Below are 11960 nucleotides of genomic sequence, written 5' to 3'. Positions count from 1 at the left end.
CCGGCCGCTGTGGACAACTCCACTGCCTGTGGACAACTCGTGTCCACCTGCACGTTCTGCCTACATGTCGCTGATCGCTTCGAGCGGCGGCGTCTTCGCCGCACGCTGCCCGGGCCACAGCGCCGCGAGGACACCGACGATGCCGGACGCGACGAGCATGCCGACGACCTGCGACCACGGCACCGAGATGATGTCGAGTCCCTGATCGGCGAGGGTGCGTACGAACGCCCAGCCGAACGCGAGACCGAGCACGACACCCACGACCGCGCCGAAGACCGCGATGAGCAGCGACTCCAGGTAGATCGTGCGACGCACCTGGGCGCGTTGCATACCGACGGCGCGGAGCATGCCGATTTCCCGCCGCCGTTCCACCACCGACAGCGCGAGGGTGTTGACGATGCCGAGGATGGCGATGACTACGGCGAGGGCGAGCAGGCCGTAGAGGATCGCGAGGAGCATGTCGATCTGCTGCGCCTGCTGACCCTTGAACTGCTCACGGTCGAGGACCTGCACGATCACGTAGTCCTTGACGGCCTCCTCGATCGACGCGCGCACGGTCTCCGGATCGGCACCGTCGACGGTGTTCATGAGGACGACGAGCGCCGACCGGTTGTTCGGCGGCGTGAACTGCTCGAACAGCTCCTGCGAGACGACCCACGGACCGATCAGCTGGTTGTCGGCGAAGATGCCGGCGACCGTGGTGTCGACGGTGTCGCCGTCGCGACTGGTGAGCGGAACGGTGGAGCCCACTTCCCAGCCGTGGTCGTCCGCCGAGGCCTGCGAGACGAGAATCTCGTTCCCGGTCACCTCGAAGGCTCCCGCGACCATGTCCAGGTCGAGAACGTCCTGGAGGGGCCCGCCCGCTCCGGTGCCGAACTCGAAGTCCTCGTCGATCTTGGCCTGCACGCCGTAGGCGGGCACGACCTCCTCGATGCCGTCCACTCCGCGGACCGCCTCGGCGGCGGGGGCCGGGACACCGAACATCTGCGGCCCGGTGAGCATGAAGTCCGCCTCGACCCCGTTGTCGACGAGCGCGTCGACACTGGCCTTCGCCGACGACCCGAACACCCCGATGACGGAGACGAGCATCAGCCCCAGGGTGAGGGCGAACGCGGTCGCGGCGGTGCGACGCGGATTGCGGGTCGCATTGGTGCGCGCGAGCCGGCCGATCGCCCCGAACGGCCGAGCGAAGACCGCACCGAGCGCGTTCACGACGGGCCGGGACAACGCCGGCGCCGCGAACAGCACCGACAGGATCAGCAGGAAGGCGCCGATACCGACGGTCGCGGCCGCGCCGCCACCGACCTGCTGTGCGCCCACCACGACGAGTGCCGCACCGACGATCGCGCAGAGCACACCGATGATCGTGCGGATGCGCAGCGACTCGACGGTCGCTGTGGATTCCTCGCGCATCGCGGCGACGGGCGGAACGTGGGTCGCGCGCCGCGCCGGGGCGTAGGCGCTGACCATCGTCACGACCACGCCGACGAGCAGCGCGACGATCACGGTGCGCGGGGACAACTGCAGCGGGCCCGACGGCAGTCCGAGATCCGCGGCGTTCAGTGCCGCGCGCAGACCGTAGGCGAGCGCGACGCCCGCGGCGATACCGATGATGCTGCCGATCAGACCGACGACGAAGGCCTCGAGGGTGACCGACCGGCCGACCTGCTTGCGGCTCGCGCCGATCGCGCGGAGCAGGGCGAGTTCGCGTAGTCGCTGGGCGACGATCATCGAGAAGGTGTTGTAGATGATGAACGTGCCGACGAGCAGTGCGATCGCGCCGAACGCGAGCAGGAAGTAGTTGAGGAAGTTCAGGGCCTCGGCGACCTGCGACTTGGTCTCCTCGGTGACCTCGGCTCCGGTCTGCACCTTCAGCTCGGGCAGCGCTGCCGCAATCTCGTCGCGCAGCTGCTCGGGCGAGAGCGAACCGTCGCCTGCGACGTCGAGGAAGCCGATGTGCCGGCCGTCGGTGAACAGCTGGGAGGCCTGTTCCTCGGTGAACAACGCACCGATGTAGCCGCCGGTGTCGGTCTCGAGTTCGTAGATGCCGCTGACGGTCACCGGCACCATGCCCTGCGAGATGGTGAGCACGGTCGTGCTGTCGCCGATCGAGAGATCACCTCGTTCGGCCGCGCTCTCGTTGAGCGCGATCTGCCCGCTCTCCGCGGGTGGTCCACCGGCCACGAAGGTCTCCGGTTCGCCGACGAGACGGTCGGGCGGGATGTAGGCGTAACCCTCGGCGGGTGCGCCTCCGGTCTGGATCGCGGCGCCCTCGGAGTCGAGGACGATGATGCTGCCACCGATCGACGGGGACGTGCGCTCGACGCCGGGGAGGGCGACGACCTGGTCGACGGCCTCGATCGGGACACCGCTGGTGCCGTACTGCTCGGTGCTGACGCGGACGTCGACGCCCTGGGCGACGTCGCCGAAGATGCCGTCGAAGGTGCGCTGCAGTGTGTCGGTGAAGACGAACGAACCGGTGATGAAGGCCGTGCCGAGCACCACGGAGAGCACGGTCAGGGCGAGCCGCACCTTGTGTGCGGCGAGGTTGCGCAGGGCAACCCTGCGGATGGGATTCCCACTCATCGCGGTGTCTCCTATTCCGCCACGGGAGCCGCGGAGGCGGGATCGAACTGTTTCATCCGGTCGAGCACTCGTTCGGCCGTCGGTTCGCGCATCTCGTCGACGATGCGTCCGTCGGCGAGGAACACCACGCGGTCGGCGTAGCCGGCGGCGCGCGGGTCGTGGGTGACGATCACGACGGTCTGGTCGAACTCGTCGACGGCCGCCCGCAGGATGGACAGCACCTCACCGGACGAGCGGGAGTCGAGGTTGCCGGTCGGCTCGTCGCCGAAGATGATCTCCGGCCGGCCCGCGAGGGCACGCGCGCACGCGACACGCTGCTGCTGGCCACCGGACAATTCGCCGGGGCGGTGTCCGAGACGGTCGGTGAGACCGAGACGGGTGACGACGGTGTCGAGCCATTCCTGATCGATCTTGCGGCCCGCGATATCCACCGGCAGGGTGATGTTCTCGAGCGCGGTGAGGGTGGGGACGAGGTTGAACGCCTGGAAGACGAAGCCGATGCGGTCGCGCCGCAGCTGGGTCATCCCCTTGTCGGACAGGGTCGTCAGATCGGTGTCGCCGATGAAGACCGCTCCGGAGGTCGCGCTGTCGAGACCTGCGAGGCAGTGCATGAGGGTCGACTTGCCCGATCCGGAGGGACCCATGATCGCGGTGAACTCACCGGCGGCGAAATCCGCGGTCACACCGTCGAGGGCGTGTACCGCGGTTTCTCCGGTTCCGTAGATCTTCTTCAGGTCCTGGGCGCGGGCTGCTGGGGCCGAGTGCAGTGGCATGCACCCATCTTCCCGGTGCCGGGACCACCGCACCATCGGGGATGACCCCGATCTTCGATTCGGGGATACGGGTGTATGCCGGGGCGGTGGCTCAGGCCCAGCGTGCCTGACCCCCGTCCAGCGGGATCGTCGCGCCGGTGAGATAGCGTGCGTCGTCGCTCACAATCCACGCCACGGCGCGCCCGATGTCCTCTTCGGGGTCGCCGATGCGGCGGAGCGGGATGGTTTGCACGAACTCGGCGGCCTCCTCCGGGTTCTTCTCCGTCCACCATTTCAGGCCCGGCGAAAGGGCGTGCGGGGCGATGGCATTGACTCGGATGCCGTCGACTCCCCATTCGGATGCCGCGGTGCGGGTCAGCGACCGCAGTGCCTCCTTGGTCGAGGCGTAGCCGCCGTAACCACTCGCGTCCCAGCGCACCGCGGCGGAGGTGACCATGTTGACGATCGACCCGCCACCGCGTTCCTTCATGATCGGGTGGACGAGTTGCATGGCGTGCAGCGCGGCGAGCGGACCCGAGCGGTACGCCTTCTCCAGCACGGCCGGCTTCAGGTCGAGCAGCGGCCCGAGCGGATTGAAGCTCGCGTTGTTGACGAGGATGTCGACACCTCCGAAGGCTCTGACCGTGCGGTCCACCGCGGCGGCGATCGCATCCGGATCGGCGATGTCGCACACGACCGGCTCGGCGGTGCCACCGAAGGCGCGGATCTGCTCGGCGGTGTCGATCAGCTTCGACTCGGTCCGGCCGGCGACCGCGATGGCCACACCTTGGCGGGCCAGCGCGAACGCAACCCCCTGACCGACCCCCTGACCTGCGCCGGTGATCAGCGCGACCCTGCCGTCGAGTTTGCCGCCTTCGAGTGTGCCCATGCGAGGAGTCGAGCAGATTCCGGGCACGTCCGGGTATTGCGGTCCCGGTCGGCGGGACACTGCCCTAACCTGTGGCACATGCGGATAGGTGCGCACGTCCGGCAGGACGACGATCCCATCGGTCAGGGCGAACATCTCGGTGCCGATCTGGTGCAGGTGTTCCTGTCGGACCCGCAGAAATGGACGAAGCCCGGTGAGCATCCGCGCACCGAGGAGATCCTCGCATCGGACGTCGACGTGGTGGTGCACTCGCCGTACGTCATCAACGTAGCGAGCCTGAACAACAGGGTGCGGATGCCGTCGCGCAAGGCCCTCGCCGACCACGCCGAGGCGGCCGCGCGTATCGGTGCGCTCGGGCTGGTGGTCCACGGCGGGCACGTGCGCGCGGGTGAGGACGTCGCCGCCGGGGTGGAGAACTGGCGCAAGCTGTTCGAACGGCAGGAGGACAAGGGCGGGTTCGGGGTGCCGATCCTCGTCGAGAACACGGCGGGCGGCGACTTCGCGATGGCCCGCTACATCGACGCGATCGGACGTCTGTGGGACGCCATCGGCGACTACGGTCCCGGCTTCTGCCTCGACACCTGCCACGCCTGGGCGGGCGGTGAGGATCTCGTCGGTGTCGTCGAACGGGTGCGTGCGGTCACCGGCCGGATCGATCTGGTGCACCTGAACAATTCGCGTGACGAGTTCGATTCGGCCCGCGACCGGCACGCCAATCTCGCCGACGGGCAGATCGATCCGCAGTTGCTCGCGGAGATCGCGGTGCAGGCCGACGCACCGATCGTGCTCGAGACCCCGGCGGAGGGACTCGCCGAGGACATCGCCTTCCTGCGGGAGCACTCGACCTGACGACACACTCCGTTCTACGTTTGCGTCGTGCGCGGACCGATGCACCGTGTCGACGGCGCGCCTCTGTCTCCGACCGAAGCGCACGCCCCCGAAGCTGCGGTCACATGCCGGGCAGGTCGCCGGTCAGATAGCGCTGCACAGTGGGGGCGACGATCTCGACGAGCTGCTCCGACGACATCGACGCGAGCGGTTCGAGTCCGATGATGTAGCGCACCAGCATGATCCCGGTCATCTGGGTGGCCACCAGTTCGGCCCGCAGCCGGCCGGTGCCGACGGGACGGTCGATACGCTCGAACAGCGGTGCGAGCGCGACTTCCAGCAGGAACGAGCGGATCAGACCGCTGTCGCCCCCGGCGATCTGCGCACGGAACATCGCCACGGCCGCGTCGCGGTGCGGGGAGTCCCACACACCGAGAAGGGCGGTCGTGAGGGCACGGCCGAGATTTTCGGGTTCGGCCGCGTAGACGGGGGCGAGGACGTCGCGCGGATCGACCGGCAGCGCGATGGACGCGGTGAACAGCTGCAGCTTGGTGCCGAAGTAGTGGTGCACGAGCGCCGGGTCCACCCCTGCACGGGCCGCTACCGCACGCACCGTCGTCTTGTCGAAACCGTTGGCGGCAAACAGTTCCCGGGCGCTCGCGAGGATGTCGCCGCGCGCGCCCGAGTTCCCGGGACGGCGGCCGGGGCGCCGCGTCCCGGCCTCGCTCGTCACGGGGTGCGACGGCGCAGCGTCGCCGCACCGAGTGTGAGGGCCGCGGCGGCGAACGCCGCGACGACGATCAGATCCCGCACCATGACGGCGGTGACCCCCGGATTCACGGTGATCTCCTGCAGCGCCTCCACCGCGTAGCTCAACGGCAGTGCGTTGCTGATCCAGCGCAGCCAGTCGGGCAGATCGTCCCGGGCGACGAGCAACCCGCACAGCAGGAACTGCGGAATGACGATCACCGGCATGAACTGCACGGCCTGGAACTCGGTGCGGGCGAAGGCGCTGCACAGCAGCCCCAGGGAGACCCCGAGGACGGCGACGAGAACCGCGACGACCAGCACCCACAGCACGGATCCGGCGCTGGTGACGTCGAGCAGCCAGAAGGCCACCACGCATGCGAGACCGGCTTGGACGGCCGCCGCGAGCGAGAAGGCGCTGCCGTAACCGGCGAGCAGGTCGAGTTTCGTCAGCGGTGTGGTGAGAAGCCGTTCGAGGGTGCCCGAACTGCGTTCGCGTTGCATCGCGATGGAGGTGACCAGGAACATCACGACGAACGGGAGGATCCCGAGCATCGTGACGGCGATCCGGTCGAACAGCGAGACTCCGCCCGGGCCGGTGGGCGCGTTCTGGTACATGAAGTACAGCAGCGTCATCAACAGGCTCGGGACGAGCACGATCATCGCGACGGTGCGATGGTCGGCTCGCAGTTGACGCAGGATGCGGGTGGTCGTGGTGGCATAGATGACGGCGCTCACGGTCGTGCTCCCGTCCGGTTCCGGATGAGTCGGAGAAAGGCGTTCTCGAGGCCCGTTTCCCCTGTCTGTTCGCGCAGCTCGGCCGGGGTCAGCTGGGCCACCAGTCGGCCTTCGCGCAGGAGGACGAGCTCGTCGCAGTGGCCGGCCTCGTCCATGACGTGGCTCGACACGAGCAGGGTGGTGCCGCGGTCGGCGAGTGCGCGGAAGTGTTCCCACAGTTCGGCGCGCAGCAGTGGATCGAGTCCGACGGTGGGTTCGTCGAGCACGAGCAGTTCGGGATCGCCCACCAGCGCACACGCGAGCGACACCCGGCCCATTTGACCGCCGGAGAGGGCCGCCGTCCGGTTGCCGGCGTGGTCGGTGAGCCCGACCGCCGCGAGGGTGTCGGCGACCGCGGCGCCCTTCCGCCCGTAGAGGGAGGCGAAATAGGAGACGTTCTCGGTGACGGTCAGGTCGGGGTAGACGCTCGGCGACTGGGTGACGTAACCGATGCGGCGGCGCAGTTCGGCGCTGCCCGCGCGCAGGCCCAGCACCGTGACCGTGCCGGATTCGACGATCTGGGTGCCGACGATCGTGCGCATCAGGGTGGTCTTCCCGCAGCCCGAGGGGCCGAGCAGTCCGGTGATCGCCCCGCGCGGGACGCGCACGCTCACGTCCTCGAGAGCTCGATGGGTGCCACGCCGAACGTGCAGATCGCGGATGTCGACAGCGTCGGAGATGTGGTCGATGGCCATGATCCACTCAATTCATCGAGTGTTGAAATCATCCTTGGATGAATTGTGCGCCTCACGTCTCGATCCGGTCAACCCCCGCGAGCGTCGCCAGTGGCCGACGGGAGCTCCGACGTACCATGAGTCCCATGAAGCACACGCGTCTCGCCCTGGCCGTCACCGCAACATCACTGGTCCTGGCGGGATGCTCCGCCGGTGCCGACGAGCCCGCACCCTCCCCCGCCGTCTCGGTCGACACGCCGACGTCCTCGGCTCCCGAGACCACCACCTCCGACGAGGTCCCGCGCGACGCGCGCGAGAAGGTCTCCCCGGCCGGAGAGGGCGCAAAACTCACGGTCGTCGACATCCGCACCGGACGTCACGAGGGCTTCGACCGCGTGGTCTACGAACTCGGCGGCGAGGGCACACCGGGGTGGCGGGTCGGCTACGTCGACGAGGCACTCCAGCAGGGCAGCGGCAACGAGGTCCCCGTCGCCGGCGACGCCGTGCTGCAGGTGCTCATCGACGGCTCGGCCTATCCGTTCGACAGCGGTGTCGAGCAGTACGCCGGCCCGGATCCCGTGCTCGCCGATGCCGGCGGATCCGTGGTGGAGGTCAGCGGGTCCGGCGTCTTCGAAGGTGTCACCCAGTCGTTCATCGGCGTCGCCGCGCACGGCACGCCGTTCTCGGTGTACTCCCTCACCGGACCGACCCGCGTGGTGATCGACGTGGCTCGCTGACGCCTCGTCCTGTCGTGGTGCGAGCCTAGGCTTGACCTCGAGCGCACTCGAGGTCCTAGCCTCGGCTGCGACCCGAGGAGGCCGACACCATGAGCATGGAAGTCACCGCGTGGAACGCGATGTACAACGCGATGCACGCCGAGAGCGACCGCAGGCCGTTCTCCCGAGCGAGCCTACGGCGGATCGCCGAGTTCGCCCGGCCGCACCGCCGTAACATCACCTTCTATCTCGTCCTGAGCGTGACCATCGCGGCGCTCGGCGTCGCGACACCGGTACTCGCGGGCCGGGTGATCGACGCGATCGTCGACGGCGCCGCGGTCTCGGTCGTGGTGCTGCTCGCGGTGATCATCGCCGCGATCGCACTGATCGAGGCCGGCCTCGGGATCGCGAACCGCTGGTTGTCGGCGAGCATCGGCGAGGATCTCATCCTCGATCTGCGCACCACGGTCTTCGACCACGTGCAGCGCATGCCGGTCGCCTTCTTCACGAGAACTCGTACGGGCGCGCTCGTCTCGCGCCTGAACAACGACGTCATCGGTGCGCAGCGTGCCTTCAGCGACACCCTGTCCGGCGTGGTCGGCAACATCGTCACCCTCGCGATCACCCTGGTGGTGATGATCGGGATATCCTGGCAGATCACCCTTCTCGCACTGTTGCTGCTCCCGATCTTCGTGATTCCCGCCCGGCACATGGGCGCCCGGCTCGCGCAGCTCAGCCGGGAGGCCGCCAACCACAACTCGGTGATGAACACGCAGATGACCGAACGGTTCTCGGCTCCAGGCGCCACCCTGGTCAAGCTGTTCGGCCGTCCGGCACAGGAGTCGAGGGAGTTCGCCGTCCGGGCGACGCGGGTCCGCGACATCGGCGTGCGCACCGCGATGCTGCAGAGCGTGTTCGTCACCGCTCTGACACTCGTGTCCGCACTCGCGCTCGCGCTCGTCTACGGCCTCGGCGGTTTCTATGCCCTGCGCGACCAGCTCGATCCCGGTTCGGTGGTCGCGATGGCGATGCTCCTCACGCGCCTGTACTCGCCGCTGACGGCGCTGGCCAGTGCCCGCATGGACGTCATGAGTGCGATGGTGAGCTTCGAGCGGGTCTTCGAGATCCTCGATCTGAAGCCGCTGATCGAGCAGTCGCCCGATGCCCGGCCGGTGCCCGACGGTCCGGTCTCGGTGGAACTCCGGGATGTCACCTTCGCGTATCCGTCCGCCGACAAGGTCTCGCTCGCCTCCCTCGAGGAGGTCGCGGTGCTCGATTCGCGGGGCGGCGAAGAGGTGCTGCGCGACGTGTCGTTCCGCGTGGAACCGGGCCGGATGGTCGCACTGGTCGGATCGTCCGGCGCGGGCAAATCGACCATCGCACAACTGATCCCGCGATTGCACGATGTCGATTCCGGCGCCGTGCTGCTCGGCGGAGCGGACGTCCGCGAACTGACCGCCGACTCGATCCGCGCGACAGTCGGGCTGGTCACCCAGGACGGTCACCTGTTCCACGACACGGTCCGCAACAACCTGCTGCTCGCCCGCCCCGAAGCCGGCGAGGACGAACTGTGGGACGCCCTACGTCGCGCACGCCTCGAGCCCCTGATCGCGTCGTTGCCGAACGGACTCGACACGGTCGTCGGCGAACGCGGCTACCGGCTCTCGGGTGGTGAGCGTCAGCGGCTGACGATCGCGCGACTGCTGCTCGCCCATCCGCGGGTGGTGATCCTGGACGAGGCCACCGCCCATCTCGATTCGACCTCGGAGGCCGCTGTGCAGGAGGCGTTGACCGAGGCGCTCGAGGGTCGCACGTCGGTGGTCATCGCGCACCGCCTGTCGACCATCCGCGCCGCCGACGAGATCCTGGTCGTCGAGGCCGGGCGCATCGTCGAACGCGGCAACCACGACGATCTCCTGGCGGCGGGCGGCCGCTACGCGGAGCTGTACCGCACGCAGTTCGCCGATTCGGGACCGAAGGTATCGGTGGGAACCCCCATACTCGACGCATGAGCGCCGGGACGTCGACGGTGCCACCGCCGACGTCCCGGCCGAGTGGATCGGCCGGCGGTCTCAGTCGCGGTATCCGCCGCGACCACCACGATCGTTGCGGTCGCTGCGGTGCGTGAAGTCGCCGGAGCGGCCGCCACGGCTGTCGCCGTACTCGCGCTTGCCGCCACGATCGCGCTTGCCGTGATCGCGACGGTCTCCCCCGCGTCGATCGTCGCCGCGACGGTCGTCGCGTCCGCGATACGAGCTGGGACGTCCGGACGGTGCGCCGGAGTCGGGCTGCAGCTGGATGAGCACGCCCGAGATTCGGGTGGAGCGCAGCGCGTCGAGGGTCTGCGGCGACAGATCCTTCGGCAGCTCGACGAGGCTGTGATCGGCACGGATGCTGATGTGCCCGAAATCGCCGCGGCGCAGTCCGCCCTCGTTGGCGATGGCACCGACGATCGCACCGGGCTGCACGCGGTGACGCTTGCCTACGGCGATGCGGTAGGTGGTCATCTCCTGGCCGTCGCGACCGACCTTCGGCCCGTCGTCGAAGCGACGCGGCGGACGCTCGCGCGGTTCGCGCTCGCGGCGCGGCGGTGCGACCGGCTCGGGTTCGGCCTCCATGAGGAACGACTCGCCGTCGCGAGACAGCACCGCCAGCGCGGCCGCGATGTCGGCGAGCGGCACGTCGTGCTCACGCTCGTAGTCCTCGATGAAGGTGCGGAACAGCTGCAGGTGATCGGAGGCGAGCGCCTCGGTGATCGAGTCGTTGAACTTCGATACGCGCTGGGCGTTGACGTCCTCGACGGTGGGCAGCTGCATCTCGGCGAGCGGCTGGCGGGTGGCCCGCTCGATCGCCTTGAGCAGGTGACGCTCGCGCGGAGCGACGAACAGCAGCGCGTCGCCGGTGCGGCCGGCGCGGCCTGTGCGGCCGATGCGGTGGACGTACGACTCGGTGTCGTGCGGGATGTCGTAGTTCACGACGTGGCTGATGCGCTCGACGTCGAGACCACGCGCGGCGACGTCCGTCGCGACGAGGATGTCGAGGGCGCCGCTCTTGAGCTGGCCGATGGTGCGCTCACGCTGGGCCTGCACGATGTCGCCGTTGATCGCGGCGGCCGAGAAGCCGCGGGCACGCAACCGCTCGGCGAGGTCTTCGGTGGCCTGCTTGGTCCGGACGAAGATGATCATCGCCTCGAACGACTCGACCTCGAGGATGCGGGTCAGGGCGTCGAGCTTGCGCTGGTGCGACACCAGCACCCAGCGCTGGGAGATGTTCGAGGAGGTCGTGGTCTTCGACTTGACCGTGATCTCTTCGGGGTCGTTGAGGTACTGCTTCGACAGCCGGCGGATCGCGCCGGGCATCGTCGCGGAGAACAGCGCCACCTGCTTGGTGTCCGGGGTGTCGGCGAGGATCCGCTCGACGTCCTCCTGGAAGCCCATGGTGAGCATCTCGTCGGCCTCGTCGAGCACGAGGAATTCGAGCTCCGAGATGTCGAGGGTGCCCTTGGAAAGGTGATCGATCACACGTCCGGGGGTGCCGACGATGACCTGGGCGCCGCGACGCAGCCCCGACAGCTGCACCCCGTACGCCTGGCCACCGTAGATGGGCAGCACGTGCAACCCGGGGATGTGCGCCGAATACTTGCCGAAAGCCTCTGCGACCTGCAGCGCGAGCTCGCGCGTGGGCGCAAGGATCAGCGCCTGCGGACGCTTCTTCGAGGTGTCGATGCGGGACAGGATCGGCACCGCGAACGCGGCGGTCTTGCCGGTGCCGGTCTGAGCGAGACCGACGACGTCCCGTCCCTCCAGCAGCGGCGGGATGGTCGCCGCCTGGATCGGCGACGGGGACTCGTAGCCCACATCCGAAAGCGCTTGCAGCACACGGGCATCGATGTCGAGATCGGCGAACGTGGGGGTGGCGTTTTCGGCGTCGGGGTCTTGCACAGTATCACTCATTTGACCTGCAGTTTATCGGATGAGCGTCGCTGACCTCG

At 68.6% G+C, this 11960-nt stretch carries 10 protein-coding genes; 3 read left to right on the top strand and 7 right to left on the bottom strand.

The window, feature by feature from the left end; genetic code table 11:
• Window positions 1-60: 60 nt before the first annotated feature.
• The 3 genes from BO226_RS03265 to BO226_RS03255 form a co-directional block, all read right to left on the bottom strand.
• Window positions 61-2586, bottom strand: coding sequence for an ABC transporter permease (locus BO226_RS03265; RefSeq protein ID WP_071934590.1), 2526 nt, complete (start codon window positions 2584-2586; stop codon window positions 61-63).
• 11 nt (window positions 2587-2597) lie between these two features.
• The gene (locus BO226_RS03260) at window positions 2598-3359 is read right to left on the bottom strand and encodes an ABC transporter ATP-binding protein (RefSeq protein ID WP_006553930.1); all 762 of its coding nucleotides are present in this window, start codon (window positions 3357-3359) and stop codon (window positions 2598-2600) included.
• Window positions 3360-3450: 91 nt separating this feature from the next.
• Window positions 3451-4227 carry an SDR family NAD(P)-dependent oxidoreductase gene (locus BO226_RS03255; RefSeq protein ID WP_006553929.1) on the bottom strand — a complete coding sequence of 259 codons (777 nt, stop codon included), beginning with the start codon at window positions 4225-4227 and terminating at the stop codon, window positions 3451-3453.
• A gap of 78 nt (window positions 4228-4305) precedes the next feature.
• Here BO226_RS03255 and BO226_RS03250 point away from each other — a divergent pair, with 78 nt between their 5' ends.
• Window positions 4306-5076, top strand: coding sequence for a deoxyribonuclease IV (locus tag BO226_RS03250; RefSeq protein WP_071934589.1), 771 nt, complete (start codon window positions 4306-4308; stop codon window positions 5074-5076).
• A gap of 100 nt (window positions 5077-5176) precedes the next feature.
• On the opposite strand, the gene BO226_RS03245 is transcribed toward BO226_RS03250, so the two are convergent.
• From BO226_RS03245 to BO226_RS03235, 3 genes are read right to left on the bottom strand one after another with little or no spacing between them, the layout of a single operon-like run.
• The gene (locus BO226_RS03245; protein WP_006553927.1) at window positions 5177-5788 is read right to left on the bottom strand and encodes a TetR/AcrR family transcriptional regulator; all 612 of its coding nucleotides are present in this window, start codon (window positions 5786-5788) and stop codon (window positions 5177-5179) included.
• Window positions 5785-6540 (bottom strand): ABC transporter permease, encoded by a 756-nt coding sequence (locus tag BO226_RS03240; protein WP_033097325.1) that lies wholly within the window; start codon window positions 6538-6540, stop codon window positions 5785-5787. Before BO226_RS03240 ends, BO226_RS03245 begins: the two co-directional genes overlap by 4 nt.
• Window positions 6537-7274: an ABC transporter ATP-binding protein gene (locus BO226_RS03235; RefSeq protein WP_064851497.1), complete on the bottom strand. Its 738-nt coding sequence runs from the start codon at window positions 7272-7274 to the stop codon at window positions 6537-6539. The genes BO226_RS03240 and BO226_RS03235 overlap by 4 nt, the downstream gene beginning before the upstream one ends.
• Before the next feature lie 125 nt (window positions 7275-7399).
• Between BO226_RS03235 and BO226_RS03230 the strand changes: the two genes are divergently transcribed.
• Entirely contained in the window at window positions 7400-7990 is a 591-nt protein-coding gene (locus BO226_RS03230; protein WP_039586263.1) for an AMIN-like domain-containing (lipo)protein, read from the top strand.
• 89 nt (window positions 7991-8079) lie between these two features.
• Window positions 8080-9981 (top strand): ABC transporter ATP-binding protein, encoded by a 1902-nt coding sequence (locus BO226_RS03225; RefSeq protein ID WP_071934588.1) that lies wholly within the window; start codon window positions 8080-8082, stop codon window positions 9979-9981.
• Window positions 9982-10041: 60 nt separating this feature from the next.
• Here BO226_RS03225 and BO226_RS03220 read toward each other — a convergent pair whose 3' ends face one another.
• Window positions 10042-11922, bottom strand: coding sequence for a DEAD/DEAH box helicase (locus BO226_RS03220; RefSeq protein ID WP_071934587.1), 1881 nt, complete (start codon window positions 11920-11922; stop codon window positions 10042-10044).
• Window positions 11923-11960 lie beyond the last annotated feature (38 nt).

Origin of the sequence: Rhodococcus sp. 2G (assembly GCF_001886355.1) — a bacterium.
GTDB classification, from domain to species: Bacteria; Actinomycetota; Actinomycetes; order Mycobacteriales; family Mycobacteriaceae; genus Rhodococcus; species Rhodococcus pyridinivorans.
The sequence above is the reverse complement of the archived record's forward strand: the minus strand, read 5'-3'. Positions and strand labels throughout refer to the sequence as shown.